The sequence below is a fragment of the Candidatus Photodesmus blepharonis genome (genome assembly GCF_000731795.2).
GTDB classification, from domain to species: Bacteria; Pseudomonadota; Gammaproteobacteria; order Enterobacterales; family Vibrionaceae; genus Vibrio; species Vibrio blepharonis.
This window is the reverse complement of record NZ_JGVK01000001.1, coordinates 81,993-105,710: the sequence shown is the minus strand read 5'-3', so window position 1 is coordinate 105,710 and position 23,718 is coordinate 81,993. Positions and strand designations below refer to the sequence as shown.

At 33.8% G+C, this 23,718-nt stretch carries 20 protein-coding genes; 19 read left to right on the top strand and 1 reads right to left on the bottom strand.

All coding sequences use genetic code 11. The annotated features are described in order from the left end of the window. Positions 1–159 precede the first annotated feature (159 nt). Entirely contained in the window at positions 160–2,784 is a 2,625-nt protein-coding gene (gene topA, locus CF67_RS00445; RefSeq protein ID WP_034412968.1) for a type I DNA topoisomerase, read from the top strand. A 106-nt stretch (positions 2,785–2,890) separates the two neighbouring features. Here topA and CF67_RS00440 read toward each other — a convergent pair whose 3' ends face one another. Continuing rightward, positions 2,891–3,502 (bottom strand): riboflavin synthase, encoded by a 612-nt coding sequence (locus CF67_RS00440; protein WP_034412965.1) that lies wholly within the window; start codon positions 3,500–3,502, stop codon positions 2,891–2,893. 381 nt (positions 3,503–3,883) lie between these two features. Between CF67_RS00440 and CF67_RS00435 the strand changes: the two genes are divergently transcribed. The 18 genes from CF67_RS00435 (at position 3,884) to CF67_RS00350 (ending at position 23,627) form a co-directional block, all read left to right on the top strand. Beyond that, positions 3,884–4,198, top strand: coding sequence for an STAS domain-containing protein (locus CF67_RS00435; protein ID WP_034412963.1), 315 nt, complete (start codon positions 3,884–3,886; stop codon positions 4,196–4,198). 24 nt (positions 4,199–4,222) lie between these two features. Then, positions 4,223–5,065, top strand: a complete 843-nt coding sequence (locus CF67_RS00430) for an OmpA family protein (RefSeq protein ID WP_034412960.1) — start codon at positions 4,223–4,225, stop codon at positions 5,063–5,065. After that, the gene (locus CF67_RS00425; protein WP_034412958.1) at positions 5,052–7,148 is read left to right on the top strand and encodes an SLBB domain-containing protein; all 2,097 of its coding nucleotides are present in this window, start codon (positions 5,052–5,054) and stop codon (positions 7,146–7,148) included. Before CF67_RS00430 ends, CF67_RS00425 begins: the two co-directional genes overlap by 14 nt. Further along, complete coding sequence (locus tag CF67_RS00420) at positions 7,148–7,837, top strand: AAA family ATPase (protein ID WP_034412956.1); 690 nt, start codon at positions 7,148–7,150, stop codon at positions 7,835–7,837. The genes CF67_RS00425 and CF67_RS00420 overlap by 1 nt, the downstream gene beginning before the upstream one ends. Positions 7,838–8,012: 175 nt before the next feature. Then, positions 8,013–8,438 carry an Hpt domain-containing protein gene (locus CF67_RS00415; protein WP_034412955.1) on the top strand — a complete coding sequence of 142 codons (426 nt, stop codon included), beginning with the start codon at positions 8,013–8,015 and terminating at the stop codon, positions 8,436–8,438. Positions 8,439–8,524: 86 nt separating this feature from the next. After that, positions 8,525–9,979, top strand: a complete 1,455-nt coding sequence (locus CF67_RS00410; protein ID WP_034412954.1) for a sigma-54-dependent transcriptional regulator — start codon at positions 8,525–8,527, stop codon at positions 9,977–9,979. Then, on the top strand, positions 9,960–11,012 hold the full coding sequence (locus tag CF67_RS00405) for a glycosyltransferase family 4 protein (protein WP_034412953.1): 1,053 nt from the start codon (positions 9,960–9,962) through the stop codon (positions 11,010–11,012). The genes CF67_RS00410 and CF67_RS00405 overlap by 20 nt, the downstream gene beginning before the upstream one ends. A gap of 140 nt (positions 11,013–11,152) precedes the next feature. Then, a complete protein-coding gene (locus tag CF67_RS00400; RefSeq protein ID WP_034412952.1) occupies positions 11,153–12,346 on the top strand; it encodes a glycosyltransferase in 1,194 nt (397 codons plus the stop codon). A gap of 10 nt (positions 12,347–12,356) precedes the next feature. Continuing rightward, complete coding sequence (locus CF67_RS00395) at positions 12,357–13,511, top strand: glycosyltransferase family 4 protein (protein WP_034412950.1); 1,155 nt, start codon at positions 12,357–12,359, stop codon at positions 13,509–13,511. Positions 13,512–13,552: 41 nt separating this feature from the next. Further along, positions 13,553–14,995 (top strand): lipopolysaccharide biosynthesis protein, encoded by a 1,443-nt coding sequence (locus tag CF67_RS00390; protein ID WP_052538005.1) that lies wholly within the window; start codon positions 13,553–13,555, stop codon positions 14,993–14,995. Continuing rightward, positions 14,985–16,370: an O-antigen ligase family protein gene (locus CF67_RS00385; RefSeq protein WP_420887584.1), complete on the top strand. Its 1,386-nt coding sequence runs from the start codon at positions 14,985–14,987 to the stop codon at positions 16,368–16,370. Before CF67_RS00390 ends, CF67_RS00385 begins: the two co-directional genes overlap by 11 nt. A gap of 97 nt (positions 16,371–16,467) precedes the next feature. Further along, positions 16,468–17,214, top strand: coding sequence for an acyltransferase (locus CF67_RS00380; RefSeq protein WP_034412948.1), 747 nt, complete (start codon positions 16,468–16,470; stop codon positions 17,212–17,214). Continuing rightward, positions 17,199–18,317: a glycosyltransferase family protein gene (locus CF67_RS00375; RefSeq protein WP_034412947.1), complete on the top strand. Its 1,119-nt coding sequence runs from the start codon at positions 17,199–17,201 to the stop codon at positions 18,315–18,317. Before CF67_RS00380 ends, CF67_RS00375 begins: the two co-directional genes overlap by 16 nt. Next, positions 18,314–19,741: a GumC family protein gene (locus CF67_RS00370; RefSeq protein ID WP_034412945.1), complete on the top strand. Its 1,428-nt coding sequence runs from the start codon at positions 18,314–18,316 to the stop codon at positions 19,739–19,741. The genes CF67_RS00375 and CF67_RS00370 overlap by 4 nt, the downstream gene beginning before the upstream one ends. Before the next feature lie 219 nt (positions 19,742–19,960). Then, positions 19,961–21,070, top strand: a complete 1,110-nt coding sequence (locus CF67_RS00365) for a glycosyltransferase (RefSeq protein WP_155994528.1) — start codon at positions 19,961–19,963, stop codon at positions 21,068–21,070. Then, positions 21,067–22,254, top strand: a complete 1,188-nt coding sequence (locus CF67_RS00360) for a glycosyltransferase family 2 protein (RefSeq protein WP_034412942.1) — start codon at positions 21,067–21,069, stop codon at positions 22,252–22,254. Before CF67_RS00365 ends, CF67_RS00360 begins: the two co-directional genes overlap by 4 nt. Before the next feature lie 10 nt (positions 22,255–22,264). Continuing rightward, positions 22,265–22,906, top strand: coding sequence for a sugar transferase (locus tag CF67_RS00355; RefSeq protein ID WP_034412940.1), 642 nt, complete (start codon positions 22,265–22,267; stop codon positions 22,904–22,906). Between the two features lie 142 nt (positions 22,907–23,048). Further along, entirely contained in the window at positions 23,049–23,627 is a 579-nt protein-coding gene (locus CF67_RS00350) for a nucleoside triphosphate pyrophosphohydrolase family protein (RefSeq protein ID WP_034412938.1), read from the top strand. Positions 23,628–23,718 lie beyond the last annotated feature (91 nt).

The window sequence follows — 23,718 nt, the reverse complement described above, 5'->3', positions numbered from 1 at the left end:
TCTGTAATCTATAAAGCAAGTTTATTGCGTTTGTAAAATACTTGAATTTATTTTTTTAAAAAAATGTTGATCTTCTTCAAATTTAGCTTGATATTCAAAGAAGCAGTAATATTTTAAGTGTGTAATATCCTATAACAATTAAGGACATTTGAATTAATTATGAGTAAATCACTTGTTGTGGTGGAGTCGCCTGCCAAAGCAAAAACTATCAATAAATATTTAGGAAAAGGCTTCATTGTCAAATCCAGTGTTGGTCATATTCGTGATCTTATAAAACAAGGAGTAAATAAAAACATAGCTAGCACTTCGACAAAAGGAATGAGTATTGAAGAAAAAACGCTAGTTAAAAAAGAGAAAGAACGAAGATCATTGATTCAAAAAATGGGTATCGATCCGTTTAGTGACTGGAAAGCTAACTATCAAATACTTCCAGGAAAAGAAAAGGTTGTTACTGAATTAAAAAAGTTAGCGGAAAACGTAGATAATATTTATCTGGCAACTGATCTAGATCGCGAAGGAGAAGCAATCGCTTGGCATCTTCGTAAAATCATTGGCGGTGATGAAAGACGGTACAAACGTGTAGTATTTAATGAAATCACAAAAAATGCTATCGAACAAGCTTTTCAGAATCCTGGAAAGGTTAATATGAATAGCGTTAACGCCCAGCAAGCCCGCCGATTTATGGACCGCGTAGTTGGCTTTATGGTTTCGCCACTTTTATGGAAAAAAGTTGCTCGTGGTTTGTCTGCAGGTCGAGTTCAATCCGTTGCTGTCAAACTTTTAGTTGAACGAGAACGTAAAATAAAAGAGTTCATTTCTGAAGAATTTTGGGAAATTTATGTAAATACAATCACTAAAAACAACGTTGGTTTACGTTTACAAGTCACGAAAGAAAATAACTCACCGTTTAAAGCTACCAACAAGCTTGAAACTCAATTGGTTGTTGCTAAGTTAAACAGCGTGGAATATAAGATATATAAGCGTGAAGATCGCCCAACTATAAGTAAACCATCTGCTCCGTATACTACCTCAACATTGCAGCAAGCAGCTAGTACACGCTTGGGATATAGTGTTAAAAAAACCATGATGCTTGCTCAAAAACTTTACGAAGCTGGTCACATTACTTACATGCGTACTGACTCAACCAACTTAAGCGCTGAAAGTCTAGAAATAGTTCGTAGGTATATCAATAGTAAATTTGGAGAAATATACCTACCAGATCAAGCTAATGTATACTGTAACAAAGAAAATGCGCAAAAAGCACATGAAGCAATTCGTCCTTCAAGAGTTACAGTACAAGCTGAAAGCTTACCAGGTATGAACCAAGATTCAATTAAACTTTACTCACTCATCTGGAACCAATTTGTTGCTTGTCAAATGACACCTGCTCGGTACAATCTGACGAAAATCACTGTTAAGGTAGCAGATTATACCCTAAATGCAAAAGGTCGCATTCTTAAGTTTGATGGTTGGACACGTGTTCAACATACACTTAGCAAAAATGAAGACAAAATACTTCCTGAAGTACAAATTGGTGACAAAATTAGTCTGAGCAATGTGGAACCAAAACAATGTTTTACCAAGCCACCTATCCGTTTTAGTGAAGCAGCTCTTGTTAAAGAACTGGAAAAACGCGGAATTGGTCGACCATCGACTTACGCCTCTATTATTTCAACAATTCAGGATCGCGGTTATGCAAAAATAGAACAACGCCGTTTTCATGCAGAAAAAATGGGAGAAATTGTAACAACTCGTTTGAATGATAGCTTTAATGATTTGATGGATTATGATTTTACAGCCAGAATGGAAGAAAAACTTGATGAAATTGCCGAAGGTAGAATGAATTGGAAAAATGTCTTAAATACTTTCTTCAATGATTTTACTAAACATTTAGAGAAAGCAAGTATGGATGAAAAATATGGAGGAATGAAATTAAATCGTATAGTTCAAACCGATATTGAGTGTCCAAAGTGCAAACGATATATGGCAATTCGTACTGGATCAACAGGGATATTTTTAGGTTGTTCTAGTTATACTCTCCAACCAAAAGAACGCTGCAAAACAACAATTAATTTAGAGGATGAGGATAATATTGTTAATATCATTGAAGAAGATACAGAAACAGAAGCCTTGCGCGCTAAAAAACGTTGTCCGGTCTGTAGAACAGCAATGGATGCATATCTCATCGATGAAAAACGTAAAATACACATTTGTGGAAACAACTCAAACTGTGAAAATTATGCGGTTGAGCTTGGTAAATTTAAAATCAAAAGCTACGATGGCCCTCTTGTCGAGTGCGAAAAATGTGGTTCTAATATGATTCTGAAAAACGGTCGCTTTGGGAAATACATGGATTGTGCCAACAATAGTTGCAAAAATACACGAAAAATTTTAAAAAATGGTCAGGTAGCTCCACCAAAAGAAGATCCTGTACACTTCCCTGAGTTACTATGCAAAAATTCAGATGCTTATTTCGTACTAAGAGATGGAGCTTCTGGCTTATTTATGGCGGCAAGCAACTTTCCTCAATCTCGAGAAACAAGAGCACCATTAGTAAAAGAATTAATCAGTTTCAAAGAACGCTTATCATCTAAGTTTCTTTACTTAACAGAGGCACCAACTGAAAACCCTGACGGACATCCCACTGTAGTTCGTTTCAACCGAAAATTAAAAGAAAATTATATTCGTTCTGAAATTGATGGAAAATTTTCAGGATGGATCGGCCTATACATTGACGGAAAATGGAAAATTACCGACAAACGTAAAAAACAAAAAGAGAAATAAGATCTTATGATGAACAAACCGTTTAGGTCCTGATTTTCCTATCATTTTAGAAAAATTATTATTTATTTGATCAATAGAATACCTAATCATCTAAAAGTCTTGAAAATTAAAGCTGTTTTCTTGCTAAAATACGTTCAATTGTATCCACAATAGCTTGGGTTTGAAGATCAAATTCAACGTTAATTCTATCACCTACTGTACGTTTGCCGAACAAGGTACTCTTTAATGTTTCTGGGATAAAATCCACTCTAAAACGCTGTTCTTCAATTTCTCCTATAGTCAATGAACAGCCATCCAAACCAATATAACCTTTTTCTAATATATATTTCATCAAATTAGGTAACATTGAAAACCAGATACTACAATTGTTTGTAGTTTTCACAATCTCATCCACTTTAGCTGTAGTTGAGATATGACCAGACATATTATGACCGCCAATTTCCCCACCAAACGTCATTGATCGCTCTACATTTACAAACATTCCTTCATTTAAGTTACCGAGATTAGTCAGTTTCAGCGTTGTCTGCATTAAATCAAAAGATACCAAATTGCCTTCAACACGCGTTACAGTTAAACAACAACCATTATTTGAAATTGAAGCACCTATCATAAGGCCATCGCTCATTCCTTTTAATAATTCAATTGTATAAGTTTGAAAATTTTGCTTTCTTTCAATAAAAATTAACTTTGCCATTCCTTGAACAATACCAGTAAACATTTAAAAATATCCGCTAATTTAAAATAGCGTTTAGTATTACATCTCTTTAGTGTTTTGAACAATGCTAATTAGCAAAAGATTCTGCTTCACTAGCTCTCACTCTTTCAATTTTTAACTATGTATTCCCTTTTAGTGCATAAAATCAAAATTAATATTTAAAATAATGACTTTATCAATGTCTTCTTAGAAAGTACTGAAAAACATAATACTTAGTTATTGAGCAGCTTTTCTCACCATGAAATTCACACTCTCAAATTGAGTAAATTATCTTCTCAATATAAGAATAAACAAGAGATGTAAAATAAGTATATGAATTTTAATATAAATAATTGCTGGCATAAATTCTGCTCAAAGATTTAAACAAAAATAGGAGAATTGCTTATGGAAATGCTTAAAGTGGAAAAAAATGAAACAGTTTTAACATTAGTAATAAACGGAAACTTAGACGCAAACGGAAGTCGTATTGCTCAAACATATATTGATGAAATCATTAATAAAGATACCCATAATGAAATTGAATTGGATTTCAGCAAAGTAAGTTTTTTAGATTCATCTGGCATAGGTGCACTAGTCTACCTATATAAGCGCCTCATTGAACGTGAGCGTAACATGCGCATTAAAAACGTAACAGGTCAACCGTTAGAAATAATTAATCTACTCCACATTGACCAAGCTATACCTATAAATTCGAGATAATATATGCATTGTACAGAAAAAACTATGAATAGGACATTTATGCACGTAGCACTAATAGTGTTAATCCTAACATGTTTTGGTTGCGCTAATTTCACAAAAAATATAGGCACTGGAGAACTGGTAAAAAATTATATTTCAGCTACATTTTCCCCCGTCATGCCTCATGAACCTTTAGGTCCGGAACATGGACTTCGATTTGATTGGCAAATAACTAAGCTACATCTGGATTCACTAGTTCAAGAAGGAGCTAAATGGTGTTTCCCTGCTGCCGTAACTCAAGCAATAGAAAAACAGAATAGAATAGCTCGTGAACTTGAAGCTGGCTTGCTGTTAGATGCAGCAAACGACTTACTTATTCAGAGGAAACGACTCAATGAATTGGACATCCAAATGAATTATGTCACATCTGAAATTCGCTGCACTCCACCTCCAAACCAAAGCGAATTTCATCAACACCTGGAGATTATTGATCAACTTTTTCACATGCTTAATATTGATAACCAGTTCGCTCATAATTCCATTGAAATTAATCCGAAATATATTGGTCAACTCGCTCAAGCAGTTAACCTGCTTCGGATTCATAAAAACTTGGAATTGTCTATTACTGGACATTCAGATTCAACTGGTGACGAAAAAAACAATCATAAATTGGCGATGGCAAGAGCTAACCAGGTAAAACGTTATTTAATAATATTTGGCCTTGAACCTTTGCGTATAACTACCAAGTCGGTTGGAGAAACATTACCATTATTTGAAGGAGATTCACCTGGAGTTCACTTAACAAACCGCCGTGTAAGTATAGAAATCCTCTCAATGAAAAAAAGTAATACTTCACTATTTCCAAGAGGTATATATGAACGGGAATAATAATATTCTTATTATTATCTTTTTTTCCTTATTTATAAATTTTGCAAATGCAAAGAATGAAAAAGTACAGATTGGAGATTTAATACAAATCAATTTACCTGGAGAAAGTACTTTAAATCGTACTTTCCAAGTTGATAAACGAGGTAGGATAAATTTACCTGAAGTTGGTCCAATTTATATTTTAGGTTACACTGAAAAACAACTTCAAAATAACGTAACTAAGGCATTAAAAACAGCATTTCGGGATCTTTCTAGCCTAAACGTATTTATCTCAAAACAGCAAATACTCATTTCCTTACAAGGCTATATAAAGTCACCCGGCGAGTATATACTTCCTAGCAATAGCGATGTACAAATGGCTATCCACGCAGCTGGAGGACTTCGTTCCGGTGCTCAGCTTGACAAAATGCTACTTAAACGAGGTAGCGTTAAGAAATATTTCAATTACAAAGATTTTTTAGATTCTGGTAATACCTCTCAATTACCCTCTCTACAGTCTTTAGATATAATATTTATTCCTGCCTCTCCTCTTGTAGGTAACATTGAGCAAGCTTTTGATTCGACTAAATTAGCAGATTCAGGTGATAGTAAAGATACTCGAAGCGCGATAAAAATATTTGGTGAAGTAAATGCACCAGGTTCATTCGCTTACAAAGAAGATATCGATCTAATAGATATACTAATGCGTTCTGGAGGTGTCACTCGTTATGCTTCAGTAGAACAAATTCGTATTATCAGCAATAATTCTCCCAAATTATTTAATTTAAAAAGTTACCTAGATAGTGGAAATTTAAATCTGCTTCCAGCACTTACTCCTGGTACAACAATTTTTGTACCTAAACAAGAAGAAGAAATAAAATCAGGCTTTAATACTGTGTATGTTATGGGAGAAGTTGCACATCCTGGTGCTTATGAAAGTAAAAAAGGAGCAACTTTCATAGATATTCTAGCTAATGCAGGTGGACCTACCCGATTCGCTGAATCAAGACAGATCCGAATTATTAAGGCAAATCAAAAAATTATCAGATTTGATCTTACAAACTACACTGAAGGATTAACGGATGCTCTTCCACCTATCATTTATCCTGGCGATTCTATTTTTGTTCCTGAAAAAACAGATATGAATGAAAAGTCTTGGTTGAAAGTTGCAGCAAACAGAGCTGTTAGTATCATTGGTCAAGTTACACGACCAGGTCGTATTGAATGGTCAGATGAAATGAATCTTATCGATTTGCTCGCTCACGTTGGTGGTCCAACTGATAAAGCTGACACAACTAAGATTGAAATTGTAACCACAGATAAAAAAATACATCTATTTAATCTAGATTCTTATATGCAAAATGGGGCATCTATATCAGATCTTCCTATTATTTCATCAGGTGCTATTATCAGAGTACATACTCTTCCGCAAGACCCAACAAATAATAAATCTCAATGGATAAAGCAAAGCTCAGATGCATCAATATACATTTTAGGTCAAGTAAACTCTCCAGGACGATATCGTTTTACAAAAGAAATGCATTTTCTAGATATTTTATCTGCAGCAGATGGACCTAATAAAGATGCGGATATTCACAATATACGCGTAGCTCATCGAGATAAGTCATACTCTCAAGTAAGTAAACTGAATCTTGCACTTTATTTCGAAACAGGTGATGAAAACTTACTTCCTAGTATTACGATGGGCGATACAATCTATATCCCAGAAAAAAATCGCAATTGGCTTGATAAATCAAAAGAGTCAACAGTCAGAGTACTAGGAGCAGTAAACAATCCAGGACGATATATGTTCAATGGCAGTATGACCATTTTGGATATTCTAGCAGAAGCTGGTGGACCCAGTAATACTGCTTATTTAGAAAAAATATCTATTATCAACATGTCATGTTGTCAAAATCAATCTCGTACCTTTAATTTTATTAAATTTGCTACAACTGCTGATATTCATCAGCTTCCCATTGTAAGATCTGGAGATACAATCTATGTTCCAGATCGTACAAACAGATTTTTAGAAAAAGTACGTATAGGACTAGAAAATATCGCTCGTCTAACCACGACCATTGCTTTAATAGGAACACTGTAATGACTATTCCTTCTACACATATTGAAATAGAACAAATATATTTAGCTGCGGAATTTAATAACTGTAGATCAGTATGTATTACAGCTTGTCAATCAGGAGATGGTGTAACTTCTATTGCAACCGCATTAACTGAACGTTATTTACTTGCAGGATACAAAACGTTACTTGTCGATCTAAATATGTTTCATCCGGCATTCTATGCATTAAAATTAAACCAAAGTGATGCAATGGAACATTGGATCAAACATAAGCATAGTCATCGTTTATTTAATGGTTTAGCGACTCCGAATGATCCATTAGCAGAACTAGCCTATAAAGATCCATTTATGATGTCTAGACGAATTGAACAATGGCTAAACAACTTTGAAAGAATAGTAATTGATACTTCTCCTCTACTAAAAATTAATCATAGAAATATTCCAGCTCAAAGTGTAGCTAGCGCCTGTGACAAAACAATACTAGTGGTCAGAGGAAACATAAATACAACTACCCAAATTGAAAGTGCCATGAAATTGCTTAGATTGAGAAAAATCTCTTTGCTTGGAACTGTGTTTAACGCAAAAGATCAGCCTTCTTTAAGTCATGAAATTATTCGTGGGCTTAAAAAAATTCCATTTATCTCAAAAAATTTACGTCATAAACTCGAAGTTCGCTTACTCAAAAGCCAGTTTCTCTCTCAATTAGCTTAAAAAAGGTTTTTTTGCATTTAAATACACGTCCTTACTAAACCGTACAAAATCAGTTTTTTCCTCCTCTAAAAATTTGAGCATTAAACAAAAACTACTGCAACTATCTCAACTAATTTTAGAAAATTAACTTATTCTTAATTAAAGAAAAGAATAAAATATTCAGTTGGAAATTAAAATGCCAAGTAAAACAGCCAAAAAAAAATGCTCTACTTCAAACACACAAAAGAATTTGGATCTTGTAGATGAAACTATTTTACAACAAGTCATCAAAGATACCAGTGTTGAAGTTATTCCTTTACTTATTGAGTGTTACTTAAGAGAATCGTATTCTTGTCTTGAAAAAATTCATGAAGCTTTTCATAGAAAAAATATCGCCATGCTACAATTCGAAACTCACAATCTTAGTGCTTCAGCTTTAGCTTTAGGCAATCGTCAATTATCTGAAATGGCGAAAAAAATTGAACTATTTTGTTTAAATAAACAACTTGATAAAGCATTTGAATCTGAATTTGAATTCCAATTACTCGCACGACGATCAATTCAATCATTAGCAGATAGAAAAAAACTAGGCTTCGAAACTCCATCTAGCTCAAAAATTTAGAGTGCAATTTTACCTTTTGTTTTAAAGCTATGCTAAATCAATTAAATAAAGTTTCATTTTCAGATCGATCATCAAGGATGAATTCCATGAAACCTAAAGTATTACTAGTAGAAGACTCAACATCTCTCGCAATTCTTTACAAACAATATGTAAAAAATGAGCCATTTAAACTATTTCATGTAGAAACCGGAAAAGAGGCTATTGATTTTATTGAACGAAACCTACCTCAGTTAATAATACTAGATTTAAGACTTCCAGATATGTCTGGTGAAGATATTTTAGATTGGATATCGGAAAACCAAGTACCAACTTCTGTTGTTATTGCAACTGCTCATGGTTCTATTAATACTGCTGTTAGTCTAATGCAAAAAGGTGCGAAAGATTTTTTAGAAAAACCTATTAAAGCAGATAGATTAAAAACGTCCATTGCTCTTCATTTAAGACAAGTAAAATTTGAGCATTTAGTTAAAGATATCGAAAATAAATTTGATCGTATCCGTTTTCATGGATTTCTCGGTTCATGCCTTCCAATGCAAACTGTGTATAAAATCATCGATTCTGTTGCTCCAACAAATGCAAGTGTTTTTATTAATGGTGAAAGTGGTACAGGCAAAGAAGTTTGCGCTGAAGCTATCCACAGTGAAAGTAAGCGTAAAAAAAAGCCTTTTATTACAATAAATTGTGGAGCCATACCGAAAGATTTGATGGAAAGTGAAGTTTTTGGTCACGTGAAAGGAGCTTTTACTGGAGCTACTGCAGATAGAAAAGGAGCAGCCTCTTTAGCTGATAAAGGAACACTTTTTCTAGATGAACTATGTGAAATGGATTTTGAAATGCAAAAAAAACTTCTGCGTTTCTTGCAAACTGGAACTTTCACCCCTTTAGGAGCAACAAAAGAAATCAAAGTTGACATTCGTATTATCTGTGCGACTAACCGTGATCCTTTAATTGAAGTTGAAAGAGGTCGATTTAGAGAAGATCTCTATTACCGTGTCCATGTTGTACCAATCGAAATGCCCCCTCTAAGAGAACGGGGTAACGATATAGCCATTCTTGCTAACCATTTTCTGAAAAAATATGCAAAAGAAGATGGAAAAAAATTCTCAGGAATTAATCAAGATGCAGAATTACTTCTCCAAAATTATGCATGGCCAGGTAACATAAGGCAACTGCAGAACATTATCCGTAATATTGTAGTACTCAACAATGAAACTAGATTATCGCTCAATCATTTACCAGAACAAATTTTACATCAAGGATCGGTAGTTAACAAATCCAAAATGATCTCAAAACCTATCGAAATTTCAGGCACTATTCCTATAAATCCAGCTACTAATCAATTTTCTAAATCTTCCTTATCCTTAGGGAAACCAATTGCTATTAGACCCATGTGGCAAATAGAAAGAGAAAACATCCAGAATGCCATCAATTACTGCGATGGCAACGTATTAAATGCTGCAATTTTGCTAGAATTGAGTCCCTCAACTATTTATAGAAAAAAACAAGCCTGGGAATCTGAGGATGAGCACGAAAGAACGTAGTTTTAGTATAAATCAAAAAAAAATATGGCTTTTAATTGACAGCTTAACTTACGGTGGTATCGAAGCTCATGTACTTCAATTGGCAAAAGGATTAAAAAAATATCGCGTCGCCGTGCAGGTGGTGTTTATTGCTCACTATTCTACCCCAACTCCTTTAGAAGAACAACTTCGCATTTCGTCTATCCCATACTTTTTCTCAAATATATCCTTCCCTTCATCAAACGAATTCAAATCACTAAGACTTGCAATTAAATTTACTAAGCCAAGCCTAATTCACACCCACGGTTATAAAGCAAATTTATACGGAAGGATTATTCGATGTCTATCGCCTACTATGAGAATAAAGCAAATTTCTACTTATCATGCAGGTGAGACATCTAAAGGAAAAATATGGCTATATGATTTTTTGGATCGTTATAGTTCTAATCTTTCTAATACATGTTTGGCTGTCAGTCAATCAATCCAAAATAAATTACCTTCTTCTTCATACCTACTGCACAATTTTATCTCGTTTGACAATATAACAAAAAGCCAAGGGGATGAAATAGCATTCGTTGGCAGATTAAGCTATGAAAAAGGACCAGACAAGCTAGTAAAAATTGCCAAATATTTTCCTAAAGAGTATTTTCATTGCTATGGAGAGGGCCCAATGAAGAAAAAAATACTCATTGATAAACCCCGCAATCTTATTCTTCATGGATATCAAAAAGATATGAATCATGTGTGGAAAAATATTGGAATCCTGATCATCTGCTCTCGATATGAAGGTATGCCTATGGTAGCACTCGAAGCTATGGCCAGAGGAATTCCAGTGTGCGCTGTTAACGTTGGTGAGCTACCTGTGCTCATTCAATCTTCATACAATGGTTTTCTTGCCACAAACGATCGAGAATTGGTTAATGGTATACAAAAGTGGATTACACTCTCTAAAACCAGAAAAATGTTTATTCGTCAAAAAGCTATAGAAACCATTCAAAAAAATTACTCTGTTAACAACATCATTCCTAAGCTTCTCCAAATTTATCAAAATTGATTCTCATTTTGAAAAAATTGTCAAAATAAATAAACGCTCAAACTAAATTACAAATAAATATATTTAATAGGCTGACAAGCATCTATTGGCCTTTCCTTTGCAGCTCTCCATAAAAAGTACTGTAGAAATTAACACTCACGATGAAAAAAAACAAACGTATACTATTTGTTCATTATGGTGAAAATTGGATTAGAGGTAGTGAACGGTGCTTGTTGGATTTGATGCTCAATATAGATAGAAGGCACTATACCCTTTTCTTATGGACAAACAACACATCTATATATCGTACAGCTAACAAAATAGGAGTCTATAGCAAACTTAGCTCTTTTTCTGTTTTACTGGGTTGGAAAACGCCTAGATTTGATCTTATATCCTGGAAAAAACAAATTGATTTTGCTAAGAAATATATTCTTGAAGCAAAAATAGATTTGGTGCACGTCAACAGTGCTGCACCTTGTCAGTGGATGTATCCGGCAACAAAACTTACTAAAATACGAATGATTACACACTTGCATAGCGACTATTCAGCATATGAAAGGCTTACTTTAGGTCTACATTTTTCTCCTAGAATCATTGCTGTAAGCAAAGCTATTACACACCAACTTATTTCTGATGGATATCCAGATCACCGTCTGTCTATCATTCCTAATGGAATAGATATTGAGCGTTTATCTCAACATAAAACAATCGATATTAAATCTAAACTGGACCTTCCAGAAAACAGCTTCATTTTTACCACTATAGGATCGCTTATCCATAGAAAAGGTATCGATCGAATTATTAATGCGTTATACCACTTAATATTTAAATATCCCTATATTCATCTAATAGTTATTGGTGACGGTCCTTTGCGTCATTGTCTCAAGCAACAAACCAATCAATTAAATTTAAAACAACATGTGCATTTTGTTGGTGTACAAAAGAACACTCAAGGCTGGTTAAAAAATACAAATGCTTTTGTTAGCGGATCTCACAAAGAAGCGTTTGGTTTAGTAATAGCCGAAGCTGCCTTAGCTGCACTCCCAATTGTCGCTCCCAATGAAGGAGGCATCCCAGAAATAATCACTCACAAAAAAAATGGGCTGTTATATAAAAATTCGGGAACTCTACCACTGATCAAAGCTATGCTCGATATACTCGAAAATCCAGAACTTTCGAAAATTATGGGAATTAAAGCAAGAAAACAAATACTAACTCATCATACAATTGCACGTAATATACAGCGAATTGAAACTATTTATCACAATATTCTATCTGAAAAACAACAAGAAAAAACTTCGTTCTTTCAAGCTATATCTCCGATAAAAACCTTTATTTTCAATAAACTAAGATAAAGAAATCAACATGCGTTCTAAACATCATTGCCTAGTATTTGATCCAATCTCTTTTAATGGGGGATCTAAAATTGCTACAAGAGATATACTTACATTGACTAATTCAACAAAAATTAAGTTCACTATCATAACTATGGATAGAAGATCTTGGGAAAACATACATTTTTTAGAACACCATGAAGTGTCAATATATTCGCTTCCTTACCTTAATTATTTAAGTAAAGATAACTCTGGTTGTATATTTTGGCTAAAACAGTTTTCGCTTGCTTTATTACTCTTTTATAAATTAATACGTATTCCCCGTGTAAGCTACTTTCTTGGAGCATCAGGTCCAGGAACAGATATGGCTCTGTATTTAATAAAACAACTTAAAAATATTTCTATCATCCAAATAATCCATGGAATGGTAGCACCATCACGTTCAATTGGTAATAACCTTACTCGTGTACAAAAAGCATTCTACTTACCTTCAGCAAAACAAAGTTTAATTAATGCTATAGCACATTACTTAGAAACCAAAACTTCTAAAGAAAAATCTATTTTTCAATGCAGCAAAATCTTAGAAAGCGAACAATTCCAAGAATTCATCAACGGTATTCCTCAATATCGCTGGCCATCCCAATGTCAATACAATCGGCCCATCATTTTTTGGAGTGCGTCTTTACTTAAATGGAAAGGTCTAGACTTACTTATTACAGCAACCAATATGTTAGAATCTTCTAGAACATTTACTGCAAATATCTGCTTTATTCGTCCAAATAACACCAATCTTCCAATTTCACATGCTCCAATTTTATTGAAGAATTTTAAATGGTATCAAGAACCCTTAGATTTGGATTCTATTCGAAAAAATAGCAATATATTTATTTCAACAAGTCAAAAAGAACCATTCGGACTATCTGTCCTGGAAGCTATGGCTGCTGGAATGTGTGTAATAATTCCAAAGGATGGAGCGTATTGGGACACTAAGCTAACTAACAATATTAATTGTATTAAGTATACTCCAAAAAACGCAAAATCACTGGCTAATGCTATTTTATATGCAAGTAATAACCAAAATGTCGTAAAGCGCATTGGACAAGCAGCTTTAAAAGTAACTGAGCTATACCACGCAGAACACTGCTATGAGGCAATCATTAATTATCTAAATAACTATTCCTGTTAAAGCTTATCTCAAGTTTATGAGGGAATTATAAGATTAATATCATGCATCTACACACTTTACCCAGATCTATTAAGAATATTTTGATTTATGCAATAAGCTTACTCTTAACCAAGGGTACATCATTAATTATGCTACCCATTATCACGAATCATTTTACACCTAATCAGTTAGGTAAGCTAGAAATCTTAGTTACAACATCAATGTTTCTTTGTTTATTGTCAGGATTTGCTATGCATGAAAATTTATATCGCTTCGTAGGTTGTTTAAAGGACCCTAAATATCGATTTGAAAAAGCCAGTGAAATTTACTCAACCTCATTAATTTTATCGACTAGTATGGCTATTTTAATTGCATCATTCTTATTCATGTTTCCGCATATAAATCGCATGCTAAGCAAAATAGAAATCCTACTCGTTTGCCTTGTACTCTGTTTTGAAACTGCACTTAGCATAAGTACTGCATGGTTACGTTTACAAGATAAAGCTTTCACGCTTTTGATCATTAACACGTTATCTTGTCTCATTCAACTAGCTGGTATATTTCTTATCCTAAGAATTTCTCCGAACATAACACTCTTCTATATGGTTGGTGTTGCATCTACATTCCTACAATTGGCATTACTTCAATTTATAAACCGTTTCCAATGGAATTTTGGGAAATTTGAGGAATTGAAGAAACTTTTATCCTATTCTACTCCATTGATGTTATCAACAATGATCACATTTGGATTAACTGGAGCAGAAAAATGGATAATCGGCTATAGTATCTCAATGGAAAGTCTTGGGTTATACTCCATTTCTGCCAAATTTTCGCTTGCAATGTGCATTCTTGTCCAACCTTTTTGTATGTGGTGGATACCTAAACGTTTTCAAGTATTATCAGAAAAAGGTAAGTCATACACAATCAAAATAACCCAATGTGGTCTTGTTTATATCGTTCTTTCCGCAATCTTTGTCACTTATATAAGTCAAATATTTATTCAATCAGCATTACCAAAAAGTTACTATGACGCTTGTTACTTAGTCATAGGTACCATTTTCATTTCTCTTTTAAAAGAAATTAGCAATCTCATTAATATTGGAATACTAAATAGTAAAAAAACACAGTGGATGCTTAAAATCGACCTCGTCTGCACTAGCTTAGGACTTTATTTGTGCTGGATAATGTCATTACATGGTGTTTGGGGCATTCTCCTTTCAATTATGCTCGCACAAATATTACGTGTTTCGTTGGTATTTTATTGCAGCCAATTATTGGAACCACTGCCGTATCAATACTGTGCACTTGCAGCAATTCTACTAGTTACTATAACTTGTCTATGGCTCAACTTTACCGTCAAAAGTTTTTTTCCGCTTACTGTAATCCTCATTTTTGGAATCGTTACAAATCTTGCTATTTCATACTATAGCGCTTTTTTTACGAGTATTAGCATAATTTCAATTCGCAATGCTTTTTCGAAGCGTTTAGAGGTCAATGATGTATAGTTTATCAAGATTATTGTTTATGAGTATTGTGCTTCTATGTTTCATTATTGCAACGGTATGGTATTTGATACCTAGTCCAATAGTACCTATCATGGTAAGCTTGATCCCTCTTGGAATTTTAATAACGCTCAATCAACCATTTTGGCTAGTGACTTTATTTGTTCTTTTTTCTTTCTTTCGAATTCATGAAGCTATTCCTACCTTATACCATTTAAAAATTCCTCTTGTATTATCGCTTGGGGCATTATTTGCCTTAATATGGCATACCCTATTAAGTCAGAAAATTAAAATATATGGACACCCTTCATTAACCTGGTTAGGAATTTTTTGGGGACTAACAACCATGGGAATGTTTACAGCTTCAAATGTTGAATTAGCACTTACTGCTTTCACAAATGTCTATTGGAAAATTATTGTAATGACACTTGCTATTATATGGGTTGTCAATAACGACAAACATATTGGACAAATTTCATTTTCTATAGTTTTGTCAGGAACTTTGATCGCTTCGATTACTCTCTATAATTTAGTAAATGAAATTGGATTAGTTGAGGGGACACGAGTTACGATTGGACGTGATATTGGATCAATGCTCGGAGATCCAAATGATCTTTCTTTAGTATTGATGTTTCCTCTTGCTTTTTCTATTAATTTAGGAACTACCAAAGGAATTTCCTTTTTAAAACAAGTTATCGCTATAATTACGACTGGATTATTCATAGGAGCGATTATGGCGACTCAGAGTAGAGGCGGTTTATTAGGCTCTCTTGCAGTAATTAGTATTTGTGCCTTAAAACTTATATATTCTAAAAATTTTTTTATTTTACTAGGGGTTATTGGATTACTTTATTTATACCTACTATCTGGAATTCTGAGCAAAATCTCAGGAAGATTTTTCGGAGAGATTATGATGGATGAGTCATCTATAGGACGAATCTTCGCTTGGAAAGCAGCTTATAGGATGGCTATGGATAATCCACTTACTGGAGTTGGACTCAATAATTTTTTCCCAAATTATTTTTTTTACAGTTCATATTGGGATGGCTCAAACCACGCAGTACATAGTACTTGGTTTGGTGTATTAGCTGAAATTGGAATACCTGGATTCATTGTATTCATAATTTTTATTTTTTCTGTTATTCATACTGCACGTGATACACTTCGTAGAATTTCTAAATCTCCCGAACTATTCTCACCTCACTTAACCGTAGTAGCGAATTCCGTCTATGCAGGTTTTATCGGAAGCATTGTCTCTAGTACTTTTCTTACTCAAGCTTTTAACTGGCCCATATATATTCTTGCTGCGTTAACAATAGCAGTCTCCAACTTAACGCAAAATAATTCTCAAAATAAGAATAACAATTTTGTTGATTAGTATAATTACTTAGCTAATTGAATACTAAAGCTATTTATTATTGGCATACTCTGTGAAGAGTACTTCAAATAAATTCGTAGATGAAGAAATGATAAATATGTTGTTCAACCTAATGAATGAATTGAAAATTTTTCTACAATCAAACCCAAATAAAAATTTGCGCAATCTTTTCTCTTGTTTTAAAAAAATAAGAACACTCGAAATACCTACCCCAAAAATACTGAATAAAGGATTTTATATATTGTACAAAATAACCACGAATATTTTGGAAAATATTGTACGAATTTTGTTCAATACACCAATTTTTAAAGGTCGCCTGAGCAAATATGGAAAAAATTTATACCTGTATGATGGGATTCCATTGATCACTGGACCGCTTGAAGTAAGTGTTGGAAATGATTGTCGAATATCGGGTCAAACAACTTTTAGTGGTCGTTCGTTATCCAAAAACCCCAAACTAAAGATTGGAAATAATGCAGATATTGGCTGGCAAACAACGATAGCAGTAGGTAAAACGATCATAATCGAAGACAATGTTCGTATAGCAGAAAGGAGTCTTTTATTTGGCTACTCTGGACATCCACTCAACGCACAACGAAGAGCAAATGGTGAAAGTGATGAAGAAATACAAACAGGAGATATTCATCTTAAGCGCGATGTTTGGCTGGGAAGTAACGTTACTGTTTTTCATAGTGTCACGATTGGTGAAGGTACGGTTGTCGCGGCAAGTAGTGTAGTTACAAAAGATTTACCATCCTTTGTCATAGCCGCAGGAAATCCGGCGAAAATTGTAGCTACAATTGAAAAAAATATTAATGGAAGGAACCAATGCAACGTGATTTAATCGTATTCGCGGAAGATTTTGAAACGCATCCATCTAGCACTCAACATATAGTAAAAAAACTCGCTTGCGATCGAAAAATTATATGGATAAATTCCATTGGTTTACGACAGCCGAAATTCAATTTAAACGACCTGAAACGAACGTTTAAAAAGCTTATAATTAGAAAATCTACTTTTTTTGAGAAACAATTAAATGTAGAGAAAAACAAGATTACGATAGTCAACTTAATAACTATTCCTGCACCAAACTCAGATATCGCTAGAAAAATTGCTAAAAAAATGATGCTTTATCAACTTAGATCTATTTTACACTGTGCACAATTGAAAAAACCAATTCTATGGTGTTCCTTACCTACAGCAGCAGATCTTTGTGGTTACTTGGGTGAATCTGCTGTAATTTATTACTGCGGAGATGATTTTGAATTCCTATCAGGTGTTGACCACCAATCCATAGCAAAGCATGAGAAAAAACTAGTCAAAAAGGCAAATCTTATTTTCACTGCAAGTAATATGCTATTGCATAAATTTCCACTTTGGAAAACACGGTTACTACCGCATGGAGTTGACGTGAAACTTTTTTCTACACCAGCACCAAGAGCTACAGATCTTCCACAGAATGGTAAACCTATCGCAGGATTTTATGGTAGCCTTTCTAATTGGATAGACTATAAAATGCTTAATGAAGTAGCTAGAGAAAAACAGGATTGGAATTTCGTATTTATAGGGCCTCAAAAATTGAGATATTCTAAACTGCCAACTTACGACAATGTATATTATTTAGGTACCAAAACTCATCAGCAACTTCCACAATATAGCCAACATTGGGATGTAAGTTTATTGCCGTTTAAAACAAATAAACAAATACTAACATGTAGTCCTTTAAAACTTATGGAATATTTAGCAGTTGAAAGCACTATTATCTCTACTCATTTCCCAGCTTTAGAACCGTTTAGGAATTATATAAATATCGTTAGAAATAGTAAAGAAATGTCTCAAGCTCTTTCAAATTTTCATAAACAAAAAAAATCTTCACGAAATGTAGTCGAAAAAGATACTTGGGAAAAGCGCAGCGCATTCGTCAATCAGATATTAGAGCAAATATGAATAAGCTTAAATTTCAATTGATCATTATATTTAGCGTTGCCTGGCGTAGACGTTATTTAATTTGTTTTCCAATATTTATTTTACCTTTTATTGGATTAGGTATCGCGCATTTAGCACCGACAACCTATCATTCTCATACCAGCATGCTTATCCAGGAAACAGCAAAAATGAACCCATTTTTAAAAGATATTGCAGTTTCCACCATGTTAAAAGAACGCCTCAGTGCACTAAGTACACTTCTCAAAAGTCGTCATATTCTTCATTCTGTCGCACTAGAACTTGAATTGATTAATGATGCGATGATCCCAAGTGAAATAGAAGAAGTAATGCGCAATATTTCTAAAAGTCTGACTATTACTCAACTAGGCAAAGATTTCTTAAAAATTGAACTTGAATCTACTAAGCCTGATGGAATGAAACCTCTATTACAATCAATAAGTAACCACTTTATTGAACAGCTTTTAGCCCCTGAACGTTCATCTATACAAGATTCTAGAGAATTTTTAGCGTTTCATATCAAAAAAAGAAAAGAGGATCTCGATGTTGCTGAAAATGCATTAGCTGAATATAAAAACACTAATGCCTTGCTTACACCAGAAATACAAGTGCAAAGCTTAAATAGGTTAGCTATACTCAGGCAAAACTTGTACCAAAAAAAAGCAGAGCTAGCTGGTGCTCAGAAAAATTTAGGCACTCTTGATCAACAGTTATCAAAAACCAATCCAGTTATTGGAAAAATAGAAGAGCAAATTATCAAAACACGTAGTGAACTTGCACTGTTGTACGCTAAATACACCAAGAATCATAGTTCTGTACAGGCAAAAGAACGTGAGATTAGAAGGTTGGAATCTGAACGTTCCGAGTTACTAAAAATTGCACAACCTAACTTTAATAGTGGACAATTATGGGATATAGCGAGTAGCAATGTACTAGGTAAAGCGAAAATAATGCAACCATTTTTATCCGAACAACTGCATAACTTACAAATGGCTCGTAGTAAATTTGAATCATTAAATGAAGAAACTAAAAGTTTGAATAACATGATTCTTGAACTAGAACAAAAAGCAAACAACTTTGGTAATAGTGCTAAAGAATTATATCGTTTGTTTAAAAATGTCGAAATCAAACGCCAACTTTATGATGAGCTAGTTAAACGTTATGAGATGGCTCAATTAACTGGATCTCTCGGTATCTTTGAACAAAAAAAACGCGTAAAAATTATTGATTTACCATTCACGCCAAGTAAACCATCAAATTTTCCTCCGATTATTTTTGCTATTACAGGATTTTTAGCCGGTATTTTTCTCGGTATTGGCCTTGCTACTATTGTAGAGTTATTTGATACATCAATCAGAAGGCCAGATCAATTAGAGATACTCACTGAAGTTCCAGTCATAACTGTCATTCCTAAAGTTCTTAATTAGCTAAAGGGATACACCTTAACAATGGCGATTACTACAGTAAATTACTAGCATTGTCTATAACAGAGTTTCTCAAACTGTTGTTCAATCCGATTCTCAGAATGAAATCAAAATTAATAACTATATGATTTAATTAAACTAAATTAGTTGGTATATTTAATGCCACAACTACATGAATTTCTCAAATTTTATCTTATAACGTATAGTAAAAACGAAAAATCTATGAATATATCAATTAATTCATGCAAATCTGGAATAAAAATTGTCCATGTTGTACAACATTTAGCCCTAGGAGGTCTAGAAAATTTAACGCTTGACTTGCTTACTTTCGCTCATCCATTAAATAAAGTCATGATTATTAGTCTTGAAGGAAACAAAGAAGAAGCTATCGCAAATTGGCCGCGTCTTGAAGCGCTTTCAGATCAAATTTTCTTCATTGAAAAAAAAACAAAAAACTACCTGTTTAGATTATCCATACTAATTAAAATATTCTTACATCTCAAACCAGAGATTGTACACACCCATCACATAGGCCCACTATTATATGCTGGAATTACTGCTCGCCTATTAAATATTCCAGTACGAATTCATACCGAACATGATGTGTGGCACTTTAATAATTACAAACACATTCAACTACAAAAATTGGCATTAAAAATCACAAAACCAATATTGGTCGCAGATGCAGAAAAAGTAAAATATACACTCAAAAAGCACTTTTTATACCCAGATATAATCACCATAAAAAATGGTGTAGATTGTAATAAATTTTGTCCAGGTAATAACTACACTGCTAGGAAACGACTTGGCTTCCCTCTACATAAAATTCTAATTGGTAGTGCTGGACGATTAGAAGTTATTAAAGGACATGACCTCATAATACAAGCAATGCGATTTCTACCAAAAGACGTTCATTTGATAATCGCAGGACAAGGTAGCCAACAAAAAAACCTTGAAAATTTAGTTCGTAGACTAGCTCTGGATAAAAGAGTGAGATTTATCAAGCTATTAACAAATATGCCTTCCTTCTATCAGTCACTAGATCTATTTTGTCTACCTTCACGTTTAGAAGGACTTCCTTTATCTCCTTTGGAGGCACAAGCATGTGGCGTTCCTTGCGCGATAACTGATGTTGGAGCCTCAAGTGAAGCACTTTGTCCAGATAGCGGAAAACTTATAAAACCTGAAAATATTTTAGATATCGCACAAGCATTGTTAAACATGTTAGCTAATCCTACAAAGATTAGTCCGCGTAATTTTGTACTAAAAAATAATAACATTAAACAAATGGTTAAAGAATACGAGTTACTAATGGAGGAAGCCTTAGCATGATTGAAGTTATTTTAATCAATACATGGATCATCAGTGTTCTTCTGATAGTTTACCATCATGTAGGATACCCTTGGCTTTTAAGATTGTATTCTAAATATCACCCTCCAATCCAAATTACTAATACTCTGCGAGGATACAAAATCTCTTATAAGGACAAAGTTCGTCCATCGATTACCATCATTGTTCCTGCTTACAACGAATCATGCTGGATAGCCGATAAAATACGTAATCTGGCTGTCTTAGACTATCCGAAAAAGCAGTTGAAAATTATTATTTTATGCGATGGTTGTCAAGATAACACCGTTGATATAGCACAAGATACAATACAAGAAGCAATCTGTTGTGATACCCATTTTGAAATTATTTCTTTCGAGAAAAATCGAGGAAAGACCACGTTAATCAATAAAATAATGCCTTCTATTTCAAGCGATATCACTGCTCTTAGTGATGTATCAGCACTGATTTCAATTGATTCATTATTGATTGCTGAACAAAATTTTTATGATAAAAAAGTAGGTGTAGTCAGTGGAAGCTACTCTTTACTTGATGACGATCATAAAGGTGCGTTGCAATATTGGCAATATCAAAATCAGATTAAACAAAATGAAGCAAACTTATGTTCTGTTCTTGGTGCGCATGGTGCACTTTATCTCTTTCGAACACACTTGTTTAAACCTTTTCCACCAAATGCTATCAACGATGATTTCATACTACCTATGGAGATAGTTAGAAACGGTTATCGTGCGAACTATGAAACTGGAATACGCGCAATTGAGCTTGAAGCAACAAGCAGAATTGAAGATTTTAAACGTCGCATTAGAATCTCTGCAGGTAACATGCAACAAGTAATTCAATTCCTAAATCTGTTGAATCCTCAAAATAAAGCAATCGCTTTTGCTTTTTTTTCAGGAAAAGGACTAAGGCTCGCTATACCCTATTTAATGATTTTTTGCCTAATTGCTTCAGCTGCACTCATAGAACATCCATTGTTCCTTGTAATCCTAATCACCCAGATTGCACTATATGGCATAATTTTGTTGAGCTTTTTATTTCCATATGTTTTTCATCATAAAATCTTTCAGTTAGCAACCTACTTCATAGTCGGACATTGTGCAAATTTTATTGGTGGCTTACGCTACCTACTGGGGCTTGAATCTGGACAATGGACCAGGATTAATCATTAAGGTACCTTATATGACTGCGAATAAATCTACTCGTATCTCAATATATTATGGAAAACGCATTTTTGATCTATTGACTGCATGCTCTTGTTTAATATTGCTCTCTCCAATAATATTATCAGTTGGCTTGATTATTAAAGCAAATTCAGATGGGTCAATATTTTATAAACAGTTACGTGTCGGAAAATCAACCTCTAAAAAAATAATTTTCTTTAAAATTATCAAATTCCGAACCATGTATCAAAATTCTGAAAGATATTCCGGAGCAATATGGGCAACAAAAAACGATCCGAGGATTACTTCTGTTGGACACTTTTTACGTAAAACTCGCTTTGATGAAATTCCACAATTAGTGAATGTTATTAAAGGAGAAATGTCTTTAATTGGACCAAGACCTGAGCGCCCAATTTTTTATAATAAGCTTGAAAATGCGATACCATTCTTCTCCGAAAGAACCTACGGTGTACTTCCTGGAATCACTGGATTAGCACAAATAAACCAAGGATATGACACCTGCGTTGATGATGTCAGGCACAAAGTTGGCTTCGATCATAGCTATGCATTGTCACTCTCTTCAATATACTCCTGGGTAGTAATGGATATAAATATCATTACTAAGACTATTGTTCTCATATTCGATAGGAAAGGTCAATAAATTTAAGACGCTTTTATTAAACTCACGATCATTAAATGCAATGCACTTCAAAATTTCTACTCCATATTCATGCATTACATAGAAATTCATCTTTTAATTTTCTATCATCTGGAATCTAAATCATGAAAATTTACCAGGATCGATGCGACTATCCAAATTTACTCAAGATATTTTTAATTCCCTTTACCGTGATGTTTTAGAGTTTCGTAATGCATTTGGTTTGCCGATTGCAGATCAAAAAAACTTAGATGATCAAGATGACATATTGCACACAGCTCTTGTCATTGAGGAATTAACCGAACTTGCAGAGGCAAAAAATAAGATTGAACAAGCAGATGCTATTGTAGATAGTGTGTATGTTTTAGTCGGACGTTTAGTCCACCTTGCCCAGAGTAAGGTAGAAGATAATTTAGCGGTTAGCTATTTAATAGATTTGTTATTAAACATATCGGCAAATTGTGATATCGACTTTATTCCTTGCTGGAATGAAATACATTCGAGTAATATGAGCAAAGCTTGCCGGAATCAAAGGGAACACGCTGATACTGAAGCATTTTACACCAAACAAGGCATTAAACTTATCTCAATACCAAAAAATGGTTGCATTATTGTAAAATGTGCTGAAGATTTCGTTTCTAATGTCAAAACTATCAATAAAAATAAGATACTTAAATCAGTTTATTATAGACCACCTAACTTGGAACCATTTCTGACTAAATAAAAATAGAAGCTATAAGTTTCCTAAAAGCAACCTAAACAATCTAAAAAAATTTTTGATTTTGGGTTTTTGAAGAACGCATTGAGATATTATA